Origin of the sequence: Sphingomonas sp. Leaf208, assembly GCF_001421415.1 — a bacterium.
Classification (GTDB): Bacteria; Pseudomonadota; Alphaproteobacteria; order Sphingomonadales; family Sphingomonadaceae; genus Sphingomonas.
The window spans coordinates 385,752-410,246 of sequence record NZ_LMKH01000012.1 but is presented as its reverse complement, the minus strand read 5'-3'; the positions used below and the strand labels follow the sequence as shown (position 1 = coordinate 410,246).

The window sequence follows — 24,495 nt, the reverse complement described above, 5'->3', positions numbered from 1 at the left end:
TGAAAGCACCGGTTCAGATCATGGCGGTATGACGCCTCACAAGACCCGCGCGCCCAGGATTTCGTCGTTCATGTTCACTATATCTGTTCGGTGGTTTCTGGCGGCGGCGCTGCTTGCACTCGGGGCGGGGCCGGTATCGGCGGCGCAGGTGCAACTGCCGATCGACGCGCTGATGCAGGACGCGAGTGAGTATGCGACTCGGTTCGGCGTGCCGTTCGACGAGGCGCTGCGGCGGATGCGTGCGCAGGGCGCCAGCGTGCCGACGACCGACGCGCTGCGTGAAACCTACAAGGATCGCTGGGCCGGCATCGCAATCGAGCATCAGCCAAATTACCGCATCGTCGTGCTGCTGACCGGCACCGATCCGGTCGCGGAGCAATCGGTGACGGCGGGTGGGATGGTCGTGCCGATCGTCTTCCGCATCGGCGCACCTGCGACGCGCGAGGCGGTGCTGGCCGCGATCACGGCGTATCAGGCCAAGATCCGCGAGTCCCTCCCACACCCGCCCGGGCTTGGTGTGGACCAGCGGACCGGCGAACTGGTCGTGATGATCGCGTCGGGCGATGCCGATCTCGACCGCGATGGCGCGCTGCGCACCCGAATTGCGACGATGACCGGCGTTCCGGTGCGGATCGAAGCCGTTGATAAGCCGCCCGCGGACATGGCGCAGGATCAGGTCGCTCCGGTCCCCACGCTCATACCCGCCCCGGTCGACGGCGGCGCGATCGAGGGCGGCGGGCGCGTGGTCGGGACGGTCGATGGCAAGCGCTATGCCTGCACGACCGGCTTCGTCGTGTCCGACGGCGTGCGCAACGGCGTGGTCACCGCGGCGCATTGCCCGGACACGCTGTCTTATGTCGGCAAGCGCCCCTCGGACGGCAGCCGCGAGGAATGGCCGCTGGCGTTCGTCGGGCAATGGGGCTGGGGGTATCAGGACGTACAGGTCAACGTCGCGACCGCACCTGACGTCGGCTACGCGCCGCTGTTCTATGCGGATACCGCCAAGACGCTCGCCCGGCCCGTCGCCACATGGCGGTATCGCACCAGCACGCGTGCTGGCGACTTCGTGTGCCATCGCGGCGAGCGTACCGGCTATAGCTGTGCGGTGATCGCGATGGTCGATTTCGCGCCGGCGGGCGATCTGTGCGGCGGCGCGTGCCTGCCGACCTGGGTCGCGGTCGAGGGGCCGACGTGCAAGGCCGGCGACAGCGGCGCGCCGGTGTTCGAGGGCAGCACAGCGCTGGGCCTCGTCAAGGGCGGCACCTATCGTCGCGACGGGACGTGCCTGTTCTACTACTACATGTCGACGGACTATCTGCCGCAGGGCTGGACGCTGTTGCATCAGTAACACGGTGCTGGGCGCGCTGATTGTGTCTCCCCGCCAAGCGCTGTACGTCCCGCCGGGAACACGGTGCCGCCGAGCGCCGATCGGCGGCCTATCGACACGGGCATGACATGGACTCCTCGGGCCTTGAGGCCGTTTTCCTAGCAAATCGCGATACGCTGCTGCGGTTCATCCGCTCGCTCGGCGCGGGCGATGCGGAGGATCTGCTGCAAGAACTGTGGGTGCGGATCCAGACCGCCCCGACCGGACCGATCGCGTCGCCGCTGTCGTATCTCTACCGGATGGCGAACAACCTGATGCTCGATCGCCACCGCGCGGTGCAGCAGGCGGAGAAGCGCGATCGCGAATGGACCGAGGCGACGGGGGGACCGTCGCTCGACCGCTCCGAGGAGCCCTCCGCCGAACGCGTCGTGATCGCGCGCGAGCAGGCAGCGCTGGCGGAGTCGGCGTTGCAGTCGGTCGGCGATCGGGCGGCGCGGATTTTCCGACGTCACCGGATCGACGGGGTCGAGCAGCGTGTGGTCGCGGCGGAGTTCGGGGTGAGCCTTAGCACGGTCGAGGGCGACCTGCGCAAGGCGTATCGCGCGATGATCGTTGCAAAGCGACGTTACGATGAGGCTTGATCACAACGTCTCCGTCTTCGGCTATAGGAGGCCATGATGGCGGAGCTTGACGACATCGAAGAACGCACGCTGAACGAGGCCGCGCTGAACTGGGTGGTCCGGACCGGCAGCGATGCGTTCGACGACTGGCCGGCGTTCCACGCCTGGATGGAGGCGGACCCGCGTCACGCGGCGGCGTATCATGCGATGGCGATGGATATCGAGGAGATGGCGGCGAAACTGCCGTCTGTGCCGGTCGCGCCGATCGTCATGCAGTCTCCACGGAGACGCTGGCCGGTCTGGGCCGGTGGAGCGATCGCCGCGTCGCTCGCGGTGCTCGTCGGCTATGAGGCGATCGAAACGCGCGCGCAGCCCTATGCAGTCGAAACCGCGGCGGGGATGATGCGGACGGTTCGGCTTGCCGATGGCAGCAGTATCGCGATGGGCGGCGCTACCCGGCTGATGCTCGATCGCAACGACCCGCGGGTCGCGACGCTCGAGCGCGGCGAGGCGATGTTCGTCGTCCGGCACGACGACAGCGATCCGTTCGAGGTCAGCGTCGGCGGCGCGCGGCTGGTCGATGTCGGCACCGCGTTCGACGTGAAGCGCGCGCGCGGCGAGACGCGGGTCGCCGTGTCGGAAGGCGCGGTCGACTATAATCCGGGACAGGGCGGCATCCGGCTCGTGAAGGGGCAGGGGCTGGTGGTGCGCGACGGCAAGGCAACCGTGACTGCGGTCGATGTGGCCAGCGTTGGATCGTGGCGCGACAGCGTGCTGGCGTATGAGGGCGCAACGCTGGCGGAGGTCGCGGACGACCTGTCGCGCGCGCTCGGCGTCGACCTGCGCGCCGATCCGGGCGTTGCGAATCGCGCGTTCAGCGGCAGCATCGCGACGGCCAAGCTGTCGGGCGATCCCCGGCTTGCCGCGCCGTTGCTGGGTGTCGCGATCCGCAAGCGTGGCGGTCACTGGGTGATGTCCTCGCGCTCGTGAGGATGCGCGGATGTCTGGTCGTCACGGCACTCGCCGTCGCCGCTCCCGCGCAGGCGGGGCAGGGGTCGGTCGACTTGCCGGCGGGGCGTCTTGGGGATGCGGTGCTGGCGCTCGGGCGTCAGTCGGGGACGAGTATCGTCGTCGGCGATCCAGGGCTTTGGGCGCGGCGCGTGCCGGCAGTGCGCGGACGGATGAGCGCACGCGAAGCACTCGACCGGCTGGCGACTGCAGCGAATGCGGATGTCGTCGCAGCGGGCGCGGTCGGGTGGCGGCTGACCGCTCGCACACCGCGCGTCGTTCGGGTGAAGCGGCCGAAGGTCGTGCCGATCGCCGCACCACCCGCGGTCCAGGGCGCGGACATCGTCGTCACCGGCAGCAAGCGCGATGTGCGGCTGCGCGATTTCGCAGGGCAGGTGGCGCTGCTCGACGGCGTTGATCTCGCGCTCGGCGGCGCGGGCGGGACCGAGGCGATCCTCGCGCGGCTGGCCAGCGTATCGTCGACGCATCTCGGCGCCGGCCGCAACAAGCTGTTTATCCGCGGCATCGCCGATTCCAGCTTCACCGGACCGACCCAGACCACCGTCGGCCAGTATTTCGGTGACCTGCGGCTGAGCTACAACGCGCCCGATCCCGACCTGCGGCTCTACGATATCGCCTCTGTCGAGGTGCTCGAAGGACCACAGGGGACGCTGTACGGCGCAGGCTCGCTCGGCGGGATCATCCGCACCGTGCCGAACGCGCCGGAACTGGGCGCGGTGTCGGCGTCTATCGCAGGCGGCCTCTCCGCGACGTGGCACGGTGATCCGGGCGCGGATCTCGGCGCGACGCTGAACGTACCGCTCGGCGAGCGGGTCGGGCTACGCGTCGTCGGCTACGGCGTGAGCGAGGGTGGGTATATCGACAACCCGGTGCTCGACCGCCGCGATGTGAACCGCACGCGGATCGGTGGCGGTCGGGCGGCGCTGCGGCTCGATGCGGGGAATGGCTGGACGGTCGATCTCGGCGGGATCGGGCAATGGACCAAGGGCGACGACAGCCAGTACGCGGACCGCGACGCGCCGCCGCTGACGCGGTCGAGCGCGATCGTGCAGGGCTTCTCGGCGGGCTACACGATGGGGCAGGTCGTCGTGTCGGGCACTATCGGCGGGCTGAAGGTCAAATCCTCGACCGGGATCGTTAGCCAGACGCTGACCGAACGCTACGACGCGACCCTGCCGGCCGTCGATCCGACGCTACCGATCACCAACTGGCCGGCATTCGGCAGCCCCCTGACGACAGCCGCGGGCAGTCCGCGCGTGTTCGCGCAGCGCAACGCGACCGACATGATCGCGAACGAGACGCGGGTGTGGCGGCCGATGCGGAACGGGTTCGGCTGGGTGGTCGGCGGCAGTTTCACGCATAATCGTACAAGATTGTCGCGTTCGCTGGGCCCGGTCGATGCGCCCGCGCCGGTGACGGGCGTGACCAACAGCATCGATGAGGCGACGCTGTACGGCGAGGGCAGCGTGCAACTGGTGCGCGGGTTGACCGCCACCGCCGGCGCGCGGGTCACGCGGGCGTCGCTCGCGGGGACCGGCGAGGACATCGCGCCGGCGCGGCTGGAAACGGTCGCGCTCGCCCGTGCGCGCGTGACGGCGGACCGGATCGAGACGAGCGTGCTGCCGTCCGCCTCGCTGATCGCGGCGGTGCTGCCGAAAGTGTCGCTGTACGGGCGATACCAGCAAGGGTTTCGACCCGGCGGGCTGGCGATCGAGAGCGATTTCGTCCGGCGGTTCGAGAATGATCGCGTGCGGACGCTGGAGACCGGCATACGCTTCGGGCTCGCGGGGGTCGATCGCGCGTACCTGACGGCGAGCGTGTCGCACACGATCTGGCAGGATATCCAGGCGGACTTCATCGACGCGACCGGCCTGCCGAGCACCGCCAACATCGGCGACGGCCGGATCTGGACGTTCAGCGCGGCGGGCGGGTGGAAGCCGGTTGCCGGGCTGACGCTCGACGCTGGCTTCACCTACAACGACAGTCGCGTGACCGAACCGAGCGCAGCGCTGTTCGTGGCACTCGCGCGGATGAGCCAGGTGCCGAACATCGCGCGCTATGCCGGGCGGCTCGGGGCGGATTACCGGCGTGATGTCGGGCGGGATCTGGAGCTGCGGGTGTATGGCTGGGCGCGCTATGTCGGGCGGTCCCGGTTGGGTGTGGGGCCCGTGTTGGGCGAGGAGCAGGGCGATTATCTCGATACCGCGCTCACCGCGCGGGTCGGCCGGCCGTCGTTGGGCGTGACGCTCGGGGTAACGAACCTGACCGACAGCGTAGGCAACCGGTTCGCGTTGGGGACGCCGTTCCAGCTCGGGAGTGGCCAGATCACGCCGCAGCGTCCGCGGACAATCCGCATCGGCTTGGACGCAGCCTTCTAATTTCCCCCCTCCCTGGAAGGGAGGGGTCGGGGTGGGTCGGCTTCCGCGTGTTCGAACAATGGTGGCTCAGGCGGGCCGACCCACCCCCAGCCCCTCCCTTCCAGGGAGGGGAGCGAGTTAGCTACAACTCACCCCTTCGCGTTGACCAGCGCGCGCTGATCGGCCGGCAGCAGCGCCAGCGCCGTCTTGTAGCAATCCTCCACGTGCGAATTACCGACGAGCTTCATCGCCCCGAAGCTGATCGTCGCCGCCACCGCCGAGCCCGCAAACGGCACGAACTTCGCCATCGACCCTACCGCGATACGCGCGCCGACGCGGCGGAGCAGGGCGACGACGATGCGCTTGGTCACCATCCGGCCGATCATCGTGTTGCCGAGACTCGACGCCATCACCAGCGCCTGCTGCGCAAGCTGCGGCTCGAGCTTCTGCACCTGTTCGTGATCGAGCCCGAAGCGCTTGCTGATCTCGGGCAGCAGCTTGGTGAGCAGGCCGATATCCGCGACGATATCCGCGCCGGGGATCGGCACGACCGCCGCGCCCGCCGACATCACCGAGCGCGTCGTGACGAGGCGCTTGCTGTCGTCGCGGATGCGGTCGAGTTCGGCGATGGTGGTGATCATGCTGGCATTTCCCTGAAGATGTCCGCCGCACAACGCGCCGCCTCGGCCATTGTGCCGCACGATAATGGAGCGCGCTTCAAGGTTCGCGAGCCACGTCTCCGTCCTCTTCTCGAAAACACATCGAAAAGGGTTCCGTATGCGTCGTCTCTTGCTGACCACCACCTGCCTGTTCGCGGTAACCACGGGCGCCCAGGCGCAGACCGTGATCGATACCAAGCGGACCGACACGGTGCGGACCTCGACGATCAAGGCCGGCGCGCCCGACAATATCCGCATCGCCGCCGCCGGTTCGGTGACGCCGACCACCGGCACGGCGGTAACCGTCGACAGCGTCAACGCGGTCACGAACGAAGGCACGATCCAGGTGACCAACGCCGACGGATCGACCGGCATCCTCGCCAACGCCGGCACCGGCGGCGGGATCACCAACGCCGCGACCGGCAAGATCATCATCGACGAAAGCTATGTCGCGACCGACACCGACAAGGACGGCGACCTCGATGGCCCGTTCGCGGCCGGCACCGGACGCACCGGCATCCGCACCGCGGGCGCGTACACGGGCGCGATCGTCAACAGCGGCGCGATTACCGTGAAGGGCAACAACTCCGCCGGCATCTGGCTAGGCGGACCGCTGACCGGCGCCTTCACGCATGACGGCCAGACCTCGGTCACCGGCAACGGATCGACCGGCGTGCGGATCGCCGACGTCACCGGCAACGTCCGGCTCGCGGGCACGATCGCGGCGATCGGGCAGGACGCGGTCGCCGCGCGCGTCGATGGCGATATCGCGGGCGCGCTGGTGGTGCAGGGCGCGCTCGGCTCGACCGGCTATCGCTATGCAACGGCGCCTGCCGACGTGTCGAAGCTCGACGCCGACGACCTGTTGCAGGGTGGCTCCGCGCTGGTCGTCGCGGGCAACGTCTCGGGCGGGATCATCTTCGCGATCCCGCCGAAGGACGCGAGCACGACCGATACCGACGAGGACAAGGACGGTCTCCCCGACGCCACCGAAGGCTCGGCAGCGATCACCTCCTTCGGCGCGGCACCGGCTGTCCAGATCGGATCGGCCACGCGCGCCGTCGCGATCGGTGCTGTCGCGGGGACCGGAACCGGGTTCGGCCTGATCGTTGACGGCGGCATCGCGGGCAGCGGTGTCTATGGCGGCGTCGAGGGCAACGGCCTGGCGATCGGTGGCCTTGGCGGCGCGGTGACGATCGCAGGCGGGATCGGCATCAACGGCACCGTGGCCGCAGCCGCGAACGGCGCGAGCGCCACCGCGTTGAAGCTTGGCACGGGTGCGTCCACGCCGGAGATCCGCAATGCCGGCACGATCGCCGCGTCAGGCGGCGGCACAGCCGCATCGCGTTCGACGGCGGTCCTGGTCGACACCGGCGCATCCGTCGCCACGATCCGCAACAGCGGCACGATCAAGGCGACCGCGCAGGCCGCCGACGGCACCGCGATCGCTATCCTCGATCGGTCGGGCACCGTCACGCTGGTCGAGAACAGCGGCGGGATCGGCGCGTCGGGAGCACTGGCAACGTCCGAGCGCAACGTCGCGATCGACCTTTCGGCGAACACGACCGGCACGATCGTTCGCCAGACCGCAGTCGCGACCGGCATCGCGGCGCCAGCGATCGTCGGCGACATCCGCTTCGGCAGCGGCAACGATCTGTTCGACGTCGCGGACGGCACGGTCGCCGGCACCGCGCGCTTCGGCAGCGGCAACAACCGCCTCGCGCTGTCCGGCGATGCCAATTTCTCCGGCGGCGCAGTGTTCGGCGCTGGCAACGATGCGCTCACGCTCGCCGGGACGTCGGTGTTCAGCGGCGCGGCGGACTTCGGTGGCGGTACCGACACGCTGACGCTTGGCGGCACGTCGCGCTTCTCAGGCACGCTCGCCAATTCGGGCGGCCTCGCGGTCGCGGTCAACGGCGGCACGCTCGACATCACCAAGGCTGCGTCGATCGCGTCGCTATCGGTCGGCGGCGGCGGTATCCTCGCCGTGACGCTCGACAAGGCGGGCGGCACCAGCACGATGATCCAGGTCGCAGGCACGGCATCGTTCGACAAGGACTCGAAGCTAGCCCTGAAGCTTACCAGCGTCGTCGATGCGGAAGGCCGCTACACAGTCCTGCGCGCCGGCACGCTGACGGGCGCTGCAAACCTTACCGCGACCACGACGTTGCTCCCGTTCCTCTACAAGGGCAGCATCGCGACCGGGACGGGCAACGACCTCGCGGTGGACGTCGCGCGCAAATCGTCGACCGAACTCGGGCTCAACCGCTCGCAGGCGTCGGCGTATGACGCGATCTACAAGGCGCTCGGCAACGACGCGAAGGTCGGCGGCGCGTTCCTCAACATCACCGAAGCCGACGCGTTCCGCGGCTCGGTCCGCCAGATGCTGCCCGACCATGCCGGCGGCACGTTCGAGACCGTGACGATGGGCTCGCGCGCCACCGCCCGCCTGCTCGCCGACCCGCACGGCCCGTTCAAGGACGAGGGCAAATGGGGCTATTGGGTGACGCAGGTCGCCTGGGGCACGTCGAAAAGCATCGCCGATACGGCGGGCTACGACATCAGCGGCTGGGGCGTCTCGGCGGGTGCGGAATACAAGACGGGCGTGGGCAATTTCGGGACCTCGCTCGCCTATCTGCACGGCCAGGATGCCGACGACGGCACGGACAACGAGGTGAATTCGGACCAGTATGAACTGGCCGGATACTGGCGCGGGCATTGGGGCGGCCTGCAGGCTAATGCCCGCGCGTCGGGGGCGAAGGTGAAGTTCGACGGTGTCCGTCAGTTCGCCGGCGCGATCGGCGCCGAGGCCGTTGCCCGGACCGCCAAAGGCAACTGGGACGGCACGCTGTACGCGGCATCCGGCGGCCTGTCGTGGGAGGCGGGCACCGGCATGCTCACCTTCCGCCCGGTCCTTGCGATCGATTACTACAAGCTCAAGGAGGACGGCTACAGCGAGACCGGCGGCGGCAAGGCTATCGACCTCGTCGTGCGGTCGCGGACCAGTGACGAGCTGGCGGTCACCGGCAGCGGCGCACTCGGGCTGAACTTCGGCGGACCCAAGTTCGAGAATGGCTGGTTCCGCGTCGAAGCCGAAGGCGGCCGTCGCCAGATCGTCGGCGGCGGCCTGGGCGCGACCACCGCATCGTTCGAAGGCGGCCAGTCGTTCACGCTGACCCCCGACAAGCGCACCAGCGGCTGGGTCGGCAAGCTGCGCGGCGTCGGCGGCAATGGCATCTTCCGGATGGGCGGCGAGTTCAACGCCGAGCAGCAACAGGGCCGCGTCGCGCTGTCGCTGCGCGCCAACCTCCAGATCGGGCTGTAGGCAGCCGCACTTTTCGGGGGCGGAATGGCTCTATTCCGCCCCTGGACTGTTGTCGGCGCATAGCAGGAGCAAAGATATGGCCGAAGACCGTTTGAACATCGACACCAAGACCCTCGAGGACAATAGCGACCTGCGGCAGGTCGAGTTCGAGGCCGAAGTGAGCGAGGAGCGCTATCAGTTCGCGGTCCAGTACGACGTGCTCGAAGCGCTCAGCACGGTATCGCCCGAAGGCGACGCCGTGACGATCTTCAAGCAGCATGCCGAAGAGATCGCCGAACTCGGCGTCGTCGCACTGGCGCGCGATCCCGACCAGGAGATCGTCGTCATCAGCGAAAACGATCTGGACTAGCGCCGGCTTCCGGCCGATCCTCCTCACCGAGCCGGCATTGTCGTCCGGACGGTGGGAGACGGATGATGAAAACGATCTGGACGAGCGTTGCAGTGGCGATGACCATCGCGGCGAGCACAACGACAGCGTATGCGCAGAAGGTCAGCCCCGCGGTCACCAGCGCGCTCGCCGATCCGGCGCGCGCCGACCAGCAAGGTGACGATGCCCGCCGCAAGCCCGCCGACGTACTCGCCTTTTCCGGCGTGAGGCCGGGTAACGTCGTCGTCGATTACCTGCCAGGTGCCGGCTATTGGACCCGGATCTTCACCGGCGTCGTCGGACCCAAGGGGCATGTCTACGCAGTGTGGCCGGCAGCCGGCGCGAAATACGCCGAGAAGACGCTGCCCGCACTTCAGGCGCGCAACCTCGCCAACGTCACCGCCGTCGTCCAGACCACCAACCTGCCGACCTCGCCCAAGCCGGTCGACCTGTTCTGGACCGTGCAGAACTACCACGACATCGCCAACAACGGCGGCGGCGAGGGCGCGTTGAAGGCGTTCGACAAGGCGGTGTTCAACATGCTCAAGCGCGGCGGCATCTACGTCGTGATCGATCATGCGGATGCCCCCGGCAGCGGCCTGGGCGGGACCGAGACGCGGCACCGGATCGACCCGGCGGCGGTAAAGGCGCAGGTCCAGGCGGCAGGGTTCAAGTTCGTTGGCGAGTCCATCGCACTGCGCAACCCGGCCGACGACCACACCAAGCCGGTGTTCGACCCCGCGATCCGCGGCACGACCGACCAGTTCGTCTACAAGTTCAAGAAGCCCTAAGCGCATCGGCGACTGGTCGACGGCATCCTCGTCGTTCGATCAGTCGCCATCGCCTTTGCGTCATCGCGTCCGAGTCCCGTGTTCGGGCATGGTGTTCGAGCCGGGACAGTCCTAAGCGACTTCGATGAACGACAAAATTGCTGCCCCATCGATGCGTCCAGGCGAGTTCGTCGCCTTCATCGCCGCGTTGATGGCGGTCAACGCGCTCGGCGTCGACCTGATGCTGCCCGCGCTCGCCGATATCGGCCACCAGCTCGGCATCGCCACCGCGAATCATCGCCAGTGGATCATCACCGCGTACATGCTCGGCTTCGGCGCCGGGCAGCTCGTCTACGGGCCGCTCGCGGATCGCTACGGCCGCCGGATCATCCTGCTCGTCACGCTGACGGGATTCGTCGCGGCCAGCATCTTCGCGGCCGGATCGCAGACGTTCGCGGCGTTGCTCGGTGCACGCGTTCTACAGGGGCTGATGTCCGCATCTACGCGCGTGCTCGCGGTCGCGATCGTGCGGGATCGGTATTCGGGTCGCCAGATGGCGCGGACGTTGTCAGTCGCGCAGATGATCTTCTTCCTGGTGCCGATCATGGCGCCCAGCCTGGGGCAGGTGTTGCTCCAGTTCGGTCCGTGGCGGTTCATCTTCTACGCGCTGGCAGGCTTTGCGGCGTTCGTCCTCGCCTGGTCGGTAATGCGGCTGCGGGAATCGCTGCCGGTCGAGCGCCGGTCGCCACTGTCGTTCGCGTCGCTCCGCCAGGCGTACACGCTGACGCTGACCAACCGGTATTCGGCGGGCTATGCGGTCGCCGCGTCGATGACGTTCGGCGGGATCATCGCTTTCGTCTCGTCCGCGCAGCAGATCTTCGTCGACGAGTTCCATGCCGGCGAGCGGTTCACGATCCTGTTCGCGGTCTGCGCGTTTTCGATGGGGTGCGCGTCGTTCGCCAACAGCCGGCTGGTCGAGCGTCTCGGCACGCGCCTCATATCGCAGGCCGCGGTACTGGGGTTGATCGCGCTGTCGGTGGTCCACATCGGCGTGATCGCGGCAGGGTCGGAATCGCTGTGGACCTACATGCTGTTCCAGGCGCTGAGCATGACGTGCATCGGCCTGTGCGGCTCGAATTTCGGGGCAATGGCGATGGAGCCGGTCGGGCACATCGCCGGCACCGCATCGTCGATCCAGGGGTTCATCACCAGCGTCGGCGCGGTGATCGTCGGGTCGCTGATCGGCCAGTCGTACAACGGCACGACCTATCCGCTGGCGATCGGCTATCTCGCGATCGGGCTGGGCGTACTGGCGGTGGTGTATGTGGTCGAAGGCGGCAAGCTGTTCCACGCGCATCACAAGGCCTGATCCGCGTTACGCCCCGACGCCGCGTTCGTGCGCCCACACGATCGCGGCGCTGCGCCGGTTGACGCCGATCTTCGCGTAAAGCCGCGCGACATGGTTGCGCACCGTGTTGCGCGACAGGTCGAGCCGGGTGGCGATCTCCGCGTCGTCGAGGTCCTGGCAGATCAGTTCGAGCACCTCGCGCTCGCGCTTGCTGAGTTCGGTGGTCGGGGGCGTGGTGCCTGATCCGGCGCGTGGATTTCGCAGGGTCGCCAGCTTGTCCATGATCGACCGGCTGAGCCAGTTGGCGTCCTTCATCACCGCGTCGATCGCCTCGACGAGTTCGAGTTCCCCCCGGCGGCGCGCCGTGATGTCCTGGTACAGCCACAGGACGCAGGGCGTGCCGTCGACGCTGATCCGTTCGGCGGAGACGAGGCAGTCCAGCGTTTCGCCGTTCTTGTGCAGAAGGCGGACGTCGTGGCCACGGATCCCGTTCCGCTCGCGGATCTCGGTTTCCAGTTCCACCCGCTGCGCGGCGTCGTTCCAGAGCTGGAGATCATCGGCGATCCGGTCGACGACCGCGTGATCGGTGTAGCCGGTGAGGCTCTTGAACGCGGCGTTGACCTGCACGATGCGGTTATCGTCGCCCTTGGTGATAACCATCGCGACGGGGGCCATCTCGAACACCGAGGCGAAGTGACGTTCGCTGGCCTGCAACGCCAGTTGCGCGCGGCGCCGGGGTTCGAGGTCGGCGAATGTGAACAGCAGGCAGTCTTCGTTGGCGAGCTCGATCGGCTGGCCGGCGAGGATGACCAGCGTCTTGTCGCCCCCCGCGAGCGGCAGTTCCGCCTCCAGTTGCGGCACGGTCTTGCCGGCCGCCACGCGTTCCTTGACGAACGGCTTGCGCTCGACCTCGGCGAGGAAGTCGAGATCGAACAGCGTCTTGCCGACGATCTGGTCTCGGTCGTAGCCGGACAGATCGAGGAATCCCTGGTTGACCAGGACATAGCGCTGGTCGGCGACCCGCATGATGAGGGCAGGGGCGGGGTTCGCATGGAACATCGCCTGGAACCGGTCCTCCGCGTCGAACCGTTCGGAGACGTCGTTGATGACCATCCCCAGGCAGTCGGGATCGCCGCCATCCTCGTCCATGACGATGTCGCGGACCTGATGCACCCAGCGCGGCTCGTCCGCGTCGGGTGACGAGACCTCGACAATCAGGTCGGGGAAGCTTTCGCCGGCGAGCAGCCGCATCAACGGATATTCGCGGCGCGGCAGCTTGCCACCGTCACGGTACCGCAGCCGAAAGCGCGCCGCGTAATCGTCCGCGGTCTCGCCCAGGTCGGCCAACGCCTTGACGCCGTGCATCTTCAACGCCGCCGGGTTCGCGCTGAGGATCATGCCGGTCGGATCCATCAGTATCACCCCTTCGAGCAACCCGGTCATGAGCTGTTCGAGGTGATGCAGCGTCGGGGCATGAAGCGGCTTGCCGTTGGTCTTGGTCATGCCTGTCCAGCGACCAAAAGGGGGCTCGGGTTCCGTGCCCGGCGCTACATTTCTACCAATGCGGCCGGTATGTGAGCACCAATCGCAAAATCCTGGCGCGACACCGAAACTGAACGGATCGGCGATCCCGACTGTTGAGCCTTCTGTACCATCACCCAGTATCATTATCGTCCAGGAGCCTCATCATGAACCTCATCATTCTTCTCGTCGTCGGCGGGCTCATCGGTTGGGTCGCCAGCATGATTATGCGCACCGATGCGCAGCAGGGCATCTTCCTCAACATCGTCGTCGGCATAGTCGGCGCGTTGCTGGCCGGCTTCCTGATCACGCCGCTGATCGGTGGCGCATCGATCATGGACGGCGCGCTCAACATCCAGTCGATCCTGATCTCGCTGGTCGGCGCGGTGATCCTGCTCGCGATCGTCAACATGTTTCGTCGCGGCACGGTTCGCTGATCCGACCGGGAGGCGGCGTGGTCGACACGCCGCCTCCCACTGGGCGAACGTCCCCGTTTTCAAAACCAGAAACCCAGGAGAGTATCATGACCGTTCGAGCATTCATGGCATGCGGCGCAATGCTGCTGGCCTCCAGCGCCGTCGCGCAGACCGCGACCCATGCCGGCGCGCACAACCCCGCCGTCAAGAACAACGATGCAGCCCATGTCGCGGCCCCGGCCAAGGGCGCCAATTCCTTCTCCGAGGATCAGGCTCGCGGTCGACTGACCAAGGCCGGCTACCAGTCGGTCTCGCGTCTGGCGAAGGACAAGGACGGCGTCTGGCGTGGCAGTGCGACCAAGGCCGGCAAGAAGGTCAATGTCGGGCTCGACTACAAGGGCAACGTGACCGCACGCTGATCCATTTTTTCAGGAGAGAAACAATGACCAAGACCCTTACCCGCCTGTTCGACGACTATTCGGATGCGAAGTCGGCGTTGAACGATCTCGAGCGTCTCGGCGTGCCGCATGACTCGATCAGCATCGTCGCGAACAACGCCGATGGCGCGCATGGCGATCACGACACGTCGCTGGACGACGTCAACGATCGTGGCGATGTCAGCCGCGGTGTCTCGACCGGTGCGGCCGTCGGCGGCGTCGGCGGCCTGCTCGCCGGTCTTGGCTTGCTCGCCATCCCGGGCCTGGGGCCGATCGTCGCGGCCGGCTGGCTCGCGTCGACCGTCGTCGGTGCCGGTATCGGCGCAGCGGGCGGTGCAGCAACCGGCACGATCGTAGGTGCACTGAAGGACGCGGGTCACACCGATGACGAAGCGCATGTCTATTCGGAAGGCGTCCGTCGCGGCGGCACGTTGCTCAGCGCACGCGTCGACGACAGCCTCGCCACCGAGGCCGAAGCGGTTCTCGATCGTCATCGCTCGGTCGACGCGACGACCCGCGGTGCAGCGTATCGCCAGGACGGCTGGACGCGCTTCGACGAGGCAGCGCCCGCATACACGCGCGACGAAGTCGTTGCCGAGCGTGGCCGCTATGGTTCGGTATCGTCGACAAACGCGTCGACCTACTGAACGACGCCGTCACGATCCTTGCCGCCAGCGTATCGGGCGGCGGGTGTGACAGCGTCGGAATAGCGAAGGGGTCGGTTTGGGTTCAACCAAACCGACCCCTTCGTCGTTCAACTACAGGCCGAAGACTTTAGCCGTGCAGCGACCGACGGAACGTCTCGGGCAGGAACACCAGCCCGACCAGCACCGTCACCGCGCAGGCGACGATCGGATACCAAAGGCCGTAGTAAATATCCCCCGTCGCCGCGACCATCGCGAACGCCGCGGTCGGCAGGAACCCGCCGAACCAGCCATTGCCGATATGATAGGGCAGCGACATCGACGTGTAGCGGATCCGCGTCGGGAACAGCTCGACCAGCAGCGCGGCGATCGGCCCGTAGACCATCGTCACGTACAGCACGAGCAGGACGAGGATCGCGATGACCATCGGCTTGTTGATCTGTGCCGGGTCCGCCTTTTCGGGGTATCCTACTGCGGTCAGTGCGGTCTTCACCTCGGCACCGAACGCCTTGATCGCCGCCGCCTTGTCAGGACCCGACACGACCGCGGGGTTGACGACCGGGATGGTCGTGCCACCGATGTGGATCTGCGCGACGGTGCCCGCGGGTGCGATCACGTTGGCATAGGAGATGCCGGCCTTCGCAAGATACGCCTTGGCGATGTCGCACGAGCTGCTGTCGAACTTGTTCTTGCCGACCGGATCGAACTGCACCGAGCATTCGTCGGGATTGGCGACGACGCTCACCGGCGAATTGGCCTGTGCCGCATAGAGCGCCGGGTTGGCAGCCTTGGACAGGGCGTGGAACAGCGGCATGTACGTCAGCGCAGCGAGCGCGCAGCCCGTTAGGATGATGTATTTCCGCCCGATCCTGTCCGACAGCCAGCCGAAGAAGATGAACGCCGGCGTGGCGATCAACAGCGCGATCGCGATCAGGATGTTGGTGGTGGGTCCGTCAACGCGCAGGTTCTTCTCAAGGAAAAACAAAGCGTAGAACTGGCTGGTATAGAAGATGACGCCCTGGCCGACGACCGCACCGAACAATGCGATCAGCACGACCTTCAAATTGCTCCATTGCCCGAACGCCTCGGTCAGCGGCGCCTTCGAGGTCTTGCCCTCGTCCTTCATCTTCTGGAACACCGGGCTCTCTTCGAGCTGCATGCGAATCCACAGCGACACTGCGAGCAACGCGATCGAGACGATGAACGGGATCCGCCAGCCCCATGCCGCGAACGCCTCTTCGCCGACCAGAGTCCGCACGCCGATGACGATCAACAGCGCCGCGAACAGGCCGAGCGAGGCGGTGGTCTGGATGAAGCTGGTGAACAGCCCACGCTTCTTGTCGGGCGCGTGCTCGGCGACATAGGTCGCAGCACCACCATATTCGCCGCCGAGCGCGAGGCCCTGCAACAGGCGCAACACGACCAGCGCGATCGGCGCGGCGACGCCGACCGACGCGTAGCTTGGCAGCAGGCCGACCAGGAAGGTCGACAGGCCCATGATCGCCATCGTCACGAGGAACGTGTTCTTGCGGCCGACGACATCGCCGATCCGCCCGAACACCAGCGCGCCGAACGGCCGCACCGCGAACCCGGCCGCGAACGCCGCGAGCGCGAAGATGAACCCGGTGGTCTCGTTGACGCCCGAGAAGAACTGCGCGGTGATGATCGTCGCGAGCAGGCCGTAGAGGTAGAAATCATACCATTCGAACACCGCGCCGAGCGACGACGCGATGATGATGAGCGGCTGGCTCTGCTTCACGTGCCCGAGGGGCGAAGCATCCCCTGTTGTAGTCGCCATGGCAGTATCCTCTCAGAAGGAAAATTGGGTGGAACAGCCGATCTCCGCCGACTTATGAAAAACTAGAAATGCCGGCCGAGCGGCTTGCTGATCCTCCCCCGCCAGGGGGAGGTGGCAGGCACTTGCCTGACGGAGGGGGAGGAACGCGATGACCATTGTTCCGCATCCTCCCCCTCCGTCACCTTCGGCGACACCTCCCCTGGCGGGGGAGGATCGTGAAATCATGCGCTAGAACGAGTACCGCGCCGCAAGCTCGCCGCGGTCCATCTTGCCGACCTGCCCGTCGACCAGTTCGCGCTCGGCGTGACGGAATTCGACGCCGAGATCGATGTTCTTGATCGGCGAGTAGAACAGGTTGGCGGACGCGCTCCACGCCGAGTCGCTCGCACCGACGGGCTCGCCGCCGGTCGGGTAATCGATCGACTGGACGCTGCCGATGAAAGTCGAGCGCAGCTTGTCGGTCCAGCCGAGCTTCAACGCCGCGAACCCTGCGGTCAGGCTCGGCGTATACAGCCGCGCGCCGACCACCGGCGCGAACACCGCGTCGGGGGCGAGATCGAGACCGACATAGCGCCCGATCCCGTCGCCGTGCGTGACCATGAAGCGGATGTCCGAGCGGCCCTTGGCATCGAGCGGCACCTTGCCCGCGAACGACACGCCCCAGCCGGTCGCGCTGTCCTTGAGCGCACCCGTATCGATCGTCAGCTGGCGCGCGAGGCCGGCCAGCGAGAACTCGCCGAACGCGGTCTTGTAGTTGAGGCGCGCGGTGACGTCGGGCAGGCGATCGTCGGCATTCTCGACGATCGTCGCCGAAGCTAGACTGGTCGATGCCGTCTCCGGGTTCTCCGCCGCGACCGACAGCGACAGCGTGTCGTTGAGCTTGCGCGTGTAGCGGATCTGCGCCTGGCGGACGAACACGGTGCCTTCCGACGGACCGATGAAGTCGGTCGTCTCGGGCAGCGCACCGATATACTGGAAGTTGGTCCACTCCTGCCCGAACAGCCAATTGTCGAACGTGAAGAACGCGCGGCGCAAGCCCGGGTTGTAACCGTTGACGACGCGCTGGTTGCCTTGAGTCCCCGGCACGACCTGGAAATCGACTTCGAGCAGGCCCTTCAGCGTATGCCCGGCGATCGGCGTCTCGGTGCCCAGCACGATCCGCGTCTGCTTGGCATGCGCCTCGACGCTGTTGCCTTCGTTGCGGCCGCCGACTGGAGTCATGCTCGGGAAATAGAAGTCGCGACCGACCGATTCCGGCGCGATGTTGCCGCCGCTGTACCGGCTGACCGACGCCCAGGTCTTGATGAAGCCGTTGAGCTTGACCGTCGTCCCGGCGACCTTGAACCCGTCGGTCGATGGCGCCGCGCCCGGTGCCTTCGCTTCGGCGAGCGCGGTCGGCGCGGTCGGGCCCATCGGCGCGGTCGGATGGAGATCGTTCGGCGCGGACGCGACCGCGGTCGGTGCGGAGGGCGATGTCGCGGGAGCAGCAGGCTGGGGCGCGGTCGCCGCCGTTGCCCGCGCCGCGTTCAGCTCGCCGCGCAAATCCTGCACAGCCGCCTCCAGCGCCTTCAACCGCGTCTCGAGTTCGACCTCACGCGCGGTCTGCGCCTGCGCCATGCCCGGCACCAGCGCGGTACCAGCCAACAAGGCCGTCAAGGCCAGCCGTTTCGTAAACGCCATACGTGTCATCCCCGTCTCTGCTCTCTTCCACTGATCTGACGCGTGGATAGCAGCGCCGTCATCATGGCGCATTGCGAACCTGCGTCCATCCCTTACTTTGGTTAGGGATGATCGCCCGAACGCGACCGCGTACAGCGCGGCAAAAGGAGAGCCAGATGACCGAGGCAAGCTATCCCGTCCCCGCGGCATGGGCGAAGGACGCTCTGATCGACGCCGCCGCCTATGACCGGATGTATGCCGAGGCCGCGACCGATCCCGACGCGTTCTGGGCGAAGGAGGCCAAGCGCCTCGACTGGATCGTCACCCCGACGAAGATCAAGGACACCTCGTTCGACGAGAGCGATTTCCACATCCGCTGGTTCGAGGACGGACGGCTCAACGTCGCCGCCAACTGCGTCGATCGCCACGCCGAGACGCGCCCCGACGCTACCGCGATCCTGTGGGAAGGCGACGACCCCGCCGACGACCGCAAGATCAGCTACGCCGAACTGCGCGACGAGGTGTCGAAGCTCGGCAACGCGCTGAAGGCCAAGGGCGTCAGGAAGGGCGACCGTGTCACCATCTACCTGCCGATGATACCCGAGGCGGCGTTCGCGATGCTCGCCTGCGCGCGGATCGGCGCGATCCATTCGGTGGTGTTCGGCGGCTTCTCGCCCGAGAGCCTGTGCAACCGCATCCACGACTGCGACAGCCGCATCGTCATCACCGCCGACGAAGGGCTCCGCGGTGGCAAGACCGTGCCGTTGAAGGCCAATGTCGACGCCGCGCTCGACCACGGCGATCTCGCGGTCGAGACCGTCATCGTCGTCCGTCGCACCGGCGGCAAGGTCACGATGACCGAAGGCCGCGACTGCTGGTATGCGGAGTGCGTCGAGGGCCAGTCGACCGACTGCGCACCCGAGCCGATGAACGCCGAGGACCCGCTGTTCATCCTCTACACCAGCGGCTCGACCGGCCAGCCCAAGGGCGTACTCCACTCGACCGGCGGCTATCTGGTGTGGGCGTCGATGACGCACGAATACGTCTTCAACTACCGTCCCGGCGAGATCTTCTGGTGCGCCGCGGATGTCGGCTGGGTCACCGGCCACACCTATTCGCTGTACGGCGCGCTCGCGAACGGCGCGACCACCGTGATGTTCGAGGGCGTGCCGAACTATCCCGATCACAGCCGCTTCTGGCAGATCATCGATAAGTACCAGGTCAACATCCTCTACACCGCGCCGACCGCGCTCCGGTCGCTGATGCGCGAGGGCGACGACTGGGTGACGCGCACCAGCCGCAAGTCGCTGCGCCTGCTCGGCTCGGTCGGCGAACCGATCAATCCCGAGGCGTGGAACTGGTACCACAATGTCGTCGGCGACGGTCGCTGCCCGATCGTCGACACCTGGTGGCAGACCGAGACGGGCGGCCACATGATCTCGCCACTGCCGGGCGCCACCGCACTCAAGCCCGGCAGCGCGACGAAACCGCTCTTTGGCGTGGTCCCCGAGCTCGTCGATGCGGATGGGAAAGTCCTTGAGGGCGCGGTCGAGGGCAACCTCGTCATCGCCGATAGCTGGCCGGGCCAGATGCGCACCGTGTGGAACGATCACGAACGCTTCTTCCAGACGTATTTCTCGACCTACCCTGGCAAGTATTTCACCGGCGACGGCTGCCGCCGCGACGAGGACGGCTATTACTGGATCACCGGCCGCGTCGACGACGTCATCAACGTCAGCGGCCACCGCATGGGCACCGCCGAAGTCGAGAGCGCGCTCGTCGCGCATTCGAAGGTCGCCGAAGCCGCGGTCGTCGGCATGCCGCACGACGTGAAGGGCCAGGGCATCTACGCCTACGTTACCTTGAACGCGAACGCCGAGCCGAGCGAGGAGCTGCGCAAGGAACTCGTCCAATGGGTCCGCCGCGAGATCGGGCCGATCGCGACGCCCGACATCCTCCAGTTCGCGCCCGCGCTGCCGAAGACGCGCTCGGGGAAGATCATGCGCCGCATCCTGCGCAAGATTGCGGAGAACCAGCTCGACCAGCTCGGCGACACCTCGACGCTCGCCGATCCCGCGGTGGTCGATGCGCTGATCGCGGGCCGCGAGGAGGCCGCTCCCGTACCGGCATGACGCGCACGATCCTCATCGCCGACGACCACCCGCTGTTCCGCCAGGCGCTCAAACTGGCGGTCGGCCGCGCCGCGCCCGATGCGGTGGTGATCGAGGCGGGGCAGCTCTGCGAGGCGGTCGATGCGGTGCGTGCGACGGAGCGGCTCGACCTGATCCTGCTCGACCTGCGCATGCCGGGTTCGGAAGGTTTCGCGGGCGTCGCGCTGCTCCACGCCGAACGCCCCGACACGCCGATCATGGTGATCTCTTCCGCCGACGAAGCCGAAGCGGCACCGCGTGCGAGGGCGTATGGTGCAATCGGCTTCGTCTCGAAAACCGCCGACCTCGCCACGTTGGAAAAGGCCGTAGCCCGAGCCCTAGCCGGCGAACGCGCCGCGCCGATCGAAGGCGCCTCCGTAGATGACATGGCGACGCGTGTTGCGAGCCTCACCCCGACCGAACTGAAGGTATTGCTTGGCGTCCTCGCCGGCCGCCTGAACAAGCAAGTCGCCTTCGACCTTGGCATTTCGGAAGGCACCGTGAAGGGTCACATGACCGCAATCCTGCGGAAACTAGGCGTCCAGAACCGCACGCAAGCCGTCCTCGCGGCTCGGGCAATGGACATCCACTTCGCCGATTAGCCGCCCCCTCTTGCGATCCTCCCCCGCCAGGGGGAGGTGGCAGGCGCATGCCTGACGGAGGGGGAGGAAAGGGAAACGTGCGTTGCGGGTTCCTCCCCCTCCGTCGCCTTCGGCGCCACCTCCCCCTGGCGGGGAAGGATTCTAGGAGCCTCAACTTCCCTGCGCCGCGGCCGCAGACGCATCCTCGATAAACCGCCACAAATCCGCCGGCACGACCGGCTTCGTCAACACCACCAGCCCAACACACCGCGGATCGTCCGCAACCGCACGGTCCGCCGTCACCAGCGCGATCGCCGGCGCCGGCACCATCGCCCGCAACCGCGCAACCACATCCAGCCCATCCTCCGCCTCGTCCAGATGGAAGTCGACCAGCGCCACATCCGGCTCCTCGTCCGCCGCCAGTTCCATCGCCTCGGCGATCGTCGCAGCCAGCAACGGCACACACCGCCGCGCCCGCAACGCCGCATCGAGCGCCGCGAGGATCGTCGCATCATTGTCGAGACACAGCACCCGCAACCCCGGCACCAGCGCACGGCCGGCCAGAGGCGTTGGCAACGCCACATCCAGCCCGGCCGGCGCAAGCGGCACCCTCACCGCAAACGTCGTCCCCCGCCCCAAGTCCGACCGCAACTCGACCGCCGACCCGAGCAGCCGCGCGATCCGCCGGACGATCGCCAGCCCAAGCCCGACGCCGCCACCCGCGCTCCCCTTGCTCTCCAGCCGCTCGAACTCATCGAAGATCCGCTCGCGATCCCCAGCCGCGATCCCCGGCCCGTTGTCGCGCACCTCGATCAGCACGTCGTCGCCCCTCCGCCGCGCCCCGATCCAGATCCGCCCATCCGCCGAATAGCGCACCGCGTTCGACAGGAAATTCTGCAGGATCGAGCGCAGCAGCGACCGATCCGTCGCCACGTTGAACGCGCCAGGATGCGCCGCCAGCACCAGCCCGCGCTCGCCCGCCAACGGCCGGAACTGCACCGCCAGCTCCTCGATCAACGCCCCCAGCGCAAACCGCTCGACCTTCGGCACGACGCCCCCTGCATCGAGCCGCGACACGTCGAGCAGCGCACGTAGCAACGTGTCCGCCGACCCGATCGCGCCATCGATCGCGCGCACCAGTTCCGCCTGATGCGGCGCCCTGTCCTCGGCCAACGCCGCGCAGAACAGGCGCGCCGCATGCAACGGCTGCAACAGATCATGGCTCGCCGCCGCCAGGAACCGCGTCTTGTCGCGGGTCGCGGTCTCCGCGATCGCGCGGGCCTCGCCGAGCATGTGGTTCGACCGCGCGAGGTCCTGCGTCCGCGCCGCCACCCGCGCCTCGAGATCGGCCTGCGCCTCCTTTTCCGCGGTGATGTCGGTGAAACTCTGGACGTACCCGCCGCCCGGCATCGGTCGCCCGACCATCTTGATCCAGCGCCCCGATGGCCGTTGGCGCTCGAAACTATGTGGCGTGCCCCGCGCAAGGTGCGCCACCCGCCGACCGACATGCGCCGCGATATCGCCCGCGATGCCCTCGCGCTCGGCATTGTAGCGGATCAGGTCGGCGATCGAGCGCCCGACGACGACATAGCCCTCGGGATAGTCGAACATCTCGACATAACGCGGATTCCACGCGACCAGCCGCAGGTCCGCATCGATCACGCTGACCCCCGGATCGATCGTCTCCAGCGTCGCCGACAGCAGCGTGCGCGAGAACCGCAGCGATCGCCCGCGCTGGTCGAGCAGCCGGACCACGTCGCTGACGTCGATCGCCGAGCCGGCGATGCTGGAAGCGACGATCTTCCGCGCCGACGGAGCGCCGATCACGCCCGCGATCAGCCGCTCGGCAGTGCGCGCGGCAGGGCCATCGATCGGCGCACGCAGGTCCGGCGACGCCACCCCGATCGCCTCCGCCTCGCCATCGCCGACGAACCGCGCGACCAGCATCCGCAATTCGCCCAACGTCGTGACGTGATCGAGCGCAGCGTTCCCCCGATGCCGCTCGCGCAAATGCAGCCCGGCCATCAGCGCGACGTTTACGCCAAGGCTCCACACGGTGCCATTGACCAACGGCGAGCCGATACGCCACCCAAGCAGCGCATCCGGATTGAGCCACCCCCGCGTAAATTGCGCCAGTGCCGGCCCGACACCCTCGCCGATCGACGGCAGCAACAGGCAGTAGATCCAGACGATCACGCCCCCGACCAGTCCCGCGCGCGCGGCGGTGTGGTTGGCGAAGTTCCACCCCACGCTCGCGATCAGCGCAGGCGCGAACTGCGCGACGCCGGCGAACGCGATCAGCCCGATCGACGCAAGCGGCAGGTCCGCGCCGAGGCTCCGCCCATACACCAGCGCGACCGCGACGATCGCGGCGATGATGACCCGCCGCACGCGTAGCATCCGCCGCCCGAGCTCGCCCTCACCCGCCTCGCCATGCCGCCGGAGCAGCAGCGGCGCGAGCAGGTCGTTGGCCGCCATCGTCGACAGCGCGATCGTCTCGACCACCACCATCGCCGTCGCCGCCGAGAACCCACCGAGAAACGCGAGCAGTGCGACGAGGTGATGCCCCTGCTGCAACGGCACCGCCAGCACGTACAGGTCGGGTTCGGCATCGCCCGGCAACAGCGTCATCCCGGCGAGCGCCAGCGGCAGAACGAGCAGCGAGATCACGACCATGTACGCGATGAACGGCCCGCGCGCTTTGGCGACGGGCTCCGGACCCTGCGCCTCGATCACGCCGACATAGAATTGCCGCGGCAGGCACAGGATCGCGAGCGCCGACAACAAGGTCCGCACCCAGAAATCGGACGTCAGCGCGCCCCAGGTAAAGCCGGACCGAAGCCGCGCCACCGGCGGTGCCAGCGTCTCGGCAGGCACGTCGGCGAGCAGTGCTACCGTCACCACCCCGAGCACGACGAAACATAGCAGTTTGATCAGCGACTCCGCCGCGATCGCCGCAACGACGCCGGGGTTGCGCCCGGCGACCTCGTACCGCCGCGCACCGAAGACGATCGCGAACACGGCGAGCAACAGCGCGACGAACGTGCCGACTTCCGCCGAACTCCCTACGCCCGCGATTGCGCCGAAACTCAGCGTCACCGACCGCAACTGAAGCGCGATATACGGCACCGACGCGAGCAAAGCGGTCCCCGCGACGATCGCCGCGGTCCCCCGACTTCGCCCGTAACGCGCAGAAATAAAGTCGGAGATCGAACTCGACCCTTCCTCGCGCGCCAACCTTACAAGCCGCGCGAGAAACTTCGGCGCGAGCAGGAACACCAGTGCCGGGCCGAGATAGATGGCGAGGTAGTCCCACCCCCGCGTCGCCGCCGTGCCGACGCCCCCAAAGAACGTCCAGCTGCTGCAATACACCGCCAGCGACAGTGGATAGGCGATCCGCTGGAGCCGCACCGACAGCCCGTGCCGGTCGACGATCCAGGCGATCCCGAACAGCAACGCGCCATAGGTCAGGATCGCAACGATGACA

At 67.4% G+C, this 24,495-nt stretch carries 18 protein-coding genes; 13 read left to right on the top strand and 5 right to left on the bottom strand.

Features of this window, described 5'->3' with window-relative positions:
- The first annotated feature begins 70 nt into the window (after positions 1–70).
- From ASE69_RS07965 to ASE69_RS07950, 4 genes are all read left to right on the top strand, one after another.
- On the top strand, positions 71–1,348 hold the full coding sequence (locus ASE69_RS07965) for a hypothetical protein (protein ID WP_056485303.1): 1,278 nt from the start codon (positions 71–73) through the stop codon (positions 1,346–1,348).
- Between the two features lie 107 nt (positions 1,349–1,455).
- Positions 1,456–1,968, top strand: coding sequence for an RNA polymerase sigma factor (locus ASE69_RS07960; RefSeq protein WP_056484960.1), 513 nt, complete (start codon positions 1,456–1,458; stop codon positions 1,966–1,968).
- A 36-nt stretch (positions 1,969–2,004) separates the two neighbouring features.
- On the top strand, positions 2,005–2,937 hold the full coding sequence (locus ASE69_RS07955) for a FecR family protein (protein ID WP_162236860.1): 933 nt from the start codon (positions 2,005–2,007) through the stop codon (positions 2,935–2,937).
- Between the two features lie 2 nt (positions 2,938–2,939).
- Complete coding sequence (locus ASE69_RS07950; protein ID WP_056484956.1) at positions 2,940–5,354, top strand: TonB-dependent receptor; 2,415 nt, start codon at positions 2,940–2,942, stop codon at positions 5,352–5,354.
- A gap of 128 nt (positions 5,355–5,482) precedes the next feature.
- Here ASE69_RS07950 and ASE69_RS07945 read toward each other — a convergent pair whose 3' ends face one another.
- Positions 5,483–5,974 carry a hypothetical protein gene (locus tag ASE69_RS07945; protein ID WP_056484954.1) on the bottom strand — a complete coding sequence of 164 codons (492 nt, stop codon included), beginning with the start codon at positions 5,972–5,974 and terminating at the stop codon, positions 5,483–5,485.
- Positions 5,975–6,110: 136 nt separating this feature from the next.
- On the opposite strand from ASE69_RS07945, the gene ASE69_RS07940 reads away from it, so the two are divergent.
- The 4 genes from ASE69_RS07940 (at position 6,111) to ASE69_RS07925 (ending at position 11,823) form a co-directional block, all read left to right on the top strand.
- Complete coding sequence (locus tag ASE69_RS07940; protein ID WP_056484952.1) at positions 6,111–9,317, top strand: autotransporter domain-containing protein; 3,207 nt, start codon at positions 6,111–6,113, stop codon at positions 9,315–9,317.
- Positions 9,318–9,393: 76 nt separating this feature from the next.
- Positions 9,394–9,666, top strand: a complete 273-nt coding sequence (locus ASE69_RS07935; RefSeq protein WP_056484951.1) for a DUF1488 family protein — start codon at positions 9,394–9,396, stop codon at positions 9,664–9,666.
- Positions 9,667–9,731: 65 nt separating this feature from the next.
- Positions 9,732–10,475 (top strand): class I SAM-dependent methyltransferase, encoded by a 744-nt coding sequence (locus ASE69_RS07930; protein WP_056485301.1) that lies wholly within the window; start codon positions 9,732–9,734, stop codon positions 10,473–10,475.
- A 151-nt stretch (positions 10,476–10,626) separates the two neighbouring features.
- Positions 10,627–11,823 (top strand): multidrug effflux MFS transporter, encoded by a 1,197-nt coding sequence (locus tag ASE69_RS07925; protein ID WP_056061842.1) that lies wholly within the window; start codon positions 10,627–10,629, stop codon positions 11,821–11,823.
- Between the two features lie 6 nt (positions 11,824–11,829).
- On the opposite strand, the gene ASE69_RS07920 is transcribed toward ASE69_RS07925, so the two are convergent.
- Positions 11,830–13,305, bottom strand: coding sequence for a helix-turn-helix transcriptional regulator (locus ASE69_RS07920; RefSeq protein WP_056484949.1), 1,476 nt, complete (start codon positions 13,303–13,305; stop codon positions 11,830–11,832).
- A 185-nt stretch (positions 13,306–13,490) separates the two neighbouring features.
- Here ASE69_RS07920 and ASE69_RS07915 point away from each other — a divergent pair, with 185 nt between their 5' ends.
- The 3 genes from ASE69_RS07915 (at position 13,491) to ASE69_RS07905 (ending at position 14,823) form a co-directional block, all read left to right on the top strand.
- Positions 13,491–13,760 (top strand): GlsB/YeaQ/YmgE family stress response membrane protein, encoded by a 270-nt coding sequence (locus ASE69_RS07915; protein ID WP_056061356.1) that lies wholly within the window; start codon positions 13,491–13,493, stop codon positions 13,758–13,760.
- Between the two features lie 86 nt (positions 13,761–13,846).
- Positions 13,847–14,158 carry a hypothetical protein gene (locus tag ASE69_RS07910; RefSeq protein ID WP_056484947.1) on the top strand — a complete coding sequence of 104 codons (312 nt, stop codon included), beginning with the start codon at positions 13,847–13,849 and terminating at the stop codon, positions 14,156–14,158.
- 23 nt (positions 14,159–14,181) lie between these two features.
- Positions 14,182–14,823, top strand: a complete 642-nt coding sequence (locus ASE69_RS07905) for a general stress protein (protein WP_056484945.1) — start codon at positions 14,182–14,184, stop codon at positions 14,821–14,823.
- Between the two features lie 127 nt (positions 14,824–14,950).
- Here the strand turns inward: ASE69_RS07905 and ASE69_RS07900 are convergent, their stop codons facing one another.
- Both ASE69_RS07900 and ASE69_RS07895 read right to left on the bottom strand, forming a co-directional pair.
- Entirely contained in the window at positions 14,951–16,618 is a 1,668-nt protein-coding gene (locus ASE69_RS07900) for an MFS transporter (RefSeq protein ID WP_056484943.1), read from the bottom strand.
- 228 nt (positions 16,619–16,846) lie between these two features.
- The gene (locus ASE69_RS07895; protein ID WP_235518262.1) at positions 16,847–18,298 is read right to left on the bottom strand and encodes a DcaP family trimeric outer membrane transporter; all 1,452 of its coding nucleotides are present in this window, start codon (positions 18,296–18,298) and stop codon (positions 16,847–16,849) included.
- Positions 18,299–18,453: 155 nt separating this feature from the next.
- Here ASE69_RS07895 and acs point away from each other — a divergent pair, with 155 nt between their 5' ends.
- Together acs and ASE69_RS07885 are read left to right on the top strand one after the other, a co-directional pair.
- Positions 18,454–20,409, top strand: coding sequence for an acetate--CoA ligase (gene acs / locus ASE69_RS07890; protein ID WP_056485297.1), 1,956 nt, complete (start codon positions 18,454–18,456; stop codon positions 20,407–20,409).
- A complete protein-coding gene (locus ASE69_RS07885) occupies positions 20,406–21,029 on the top strand; it encodes a response regulator transcription factor (RefSeq protein WP_056484941.1) in 624 nt (207 codons plus the stop codon). The genes acs and ASE69_RS07885 overlap by 4 nt, the downstream gene beginning before the upstream one ends.
- Before the next feature lie 150 nt (positions 21,030–21,179).
- On the opposite strand, the gene ASE69_RS07880 is transcribed toward ASE69_RS07885, so the two are convergent.
- The gene (locus ASE69_RS07880) at positions 21,180–24,464 is read right to left on the bottom strand and encodes a PAS domain-containing hybrid sensor histidine kinase/response regulator (protein WP_056484939.1); all 3,285 of its coding nucleotides are present in this window, start codon (positions 24,462–24,464) and stop codon (positions 21,180–21,182) included.
- Positions 24,465–24,495 lie beyond the last annotated feature (31 nt).

What these genes read in the sequence shown, in the direction of transcription:
- ASE69_RS07935 (WP_056484951.1), top strand. Translation starts at nt 9,394, where the DNA reads ATGGCCGAAGACCGTTTGAACATCGACACCAAGACCCTCGAGGACAAT.
- ASE69_RS07915 (WP_056061356.1), top strand. Translation starts at nt 13,491, where the DNA reads ATGAACCTCATCATTCTTCTCGTCGTCGGCGGGCTCATCGGTTGGGTC.
- ASE69_RS07885 (WP_056484941.1), top strand. Translation starts at nt 20,406, where the DNA reads ATGACGCGCACGATCCTCATCGCCGACGACCACCCGCTGTTCCGCCAG.
- ASE69_RS07965 (WP_056485303.1), top strand. Translation starts at nt 71, where the DNA reads ATGTTCACTATATCTGTTCGGTGGTTTCTGGCGGCGGCGCTGCTTGCA.
- ASE69_RS07910 (WP_056484947.1), top strand. Translation starts at nt 13,847, where the DNA reads ATGACCGTTCGAGCATTCATGGCATGCGGCGCAATGCTGCTGGCCTCC.
- acs (WP_056485297.1), top strand. Translation starts at nt 18,454, where the DNA reads ATGACCGAGGCAAGCTATCCCGTCCCCGCGGCATGGGCGAAGGACGCT.
- ASE69_RS07940 (WP_056484952.1), top strand. Translation starts at nt 6,111, where the DNA reads ATGCGTCGTCTCTTGCTGACCACCACCTGCCTGTTCGCGGTAACCACG.
- ASE69_RS07900 (WP_056484943.1), bottom strand. Translation starts at nt 16,618, where the DNA reads ATGGCGACTACAACAGGGGATGCTTCGCCCCTCGGGCACGTGAAGCAG.
- ASE69_RS07930 (WP_056485301.1), top strand. Translation starts at nt 9,732, where the DNA reads ATGAAAACGATCTGGACGAGCGTTGCAGTGGCGATGACCATCGCGGCG.
- ASE69_RS07925 (WP_056061842.1), top strand. Translation starts at nt 10,627, where the DNA reads ATGCGTCCAGGCGAGTTCGTCGCCTTCATCGCCGCGTTGATGGCGGTC.
- ASE69_RS07955 (WP_162236860.1), top strand. Translation starts at nt 2,005, where the DNA reads ATGGCGGAGCTTGACGACATCGAAGAACGCACGCTGAACGAGGCCGCG.
- ASE69_RS07905 (WP_056484945.1), top strand. Translation starts at nt 14,182, where the DNA reads ATGACCAAGACCCTTACCCGCCTGTTCGACGACTATTCGGATGCGAAG.
- ASE69_RS07960 (WP_056484960.1), top strand. Translation starts at nt 1,456, where the DNA reads ATGGACTCCTCGGGCCTTGAGGCCGTTTTCCTAGCAAATCGCGATACG.
- ASE69_RS07920 (WP_056484949.1), bottom strand. Translation starts at nt 13,305, where the DNA reads ATGACCAAGACCAACGGCAAGCCGCTTCATGCCCCGACGCTGCATCAC.
- ASE69_RS07945 (WP_056484954.1), bottom strand. Translation starts at nt 5,974, where the DNA reads ATGATCACCACCATCGCCGAACTCGACCGCATCCGCGACGACAGCAAG.
- ASE69_RS07895 (WP_235518262.1), bottom strand. Translation starts at nt 18,298, where the DNA reads ATGGCGTTTACGAAACGGCTGGCCTTGACGGCCTTGTTGGCTGGTACC.
- ASE69_RS07950 (WP_056484956.1), top strand. Translation starts at nt 2,940, where the DNA reads ATGCGCGGATGTCTGGTCGTCACGGCACTCGCCGTCGCCGCTCCCGCG.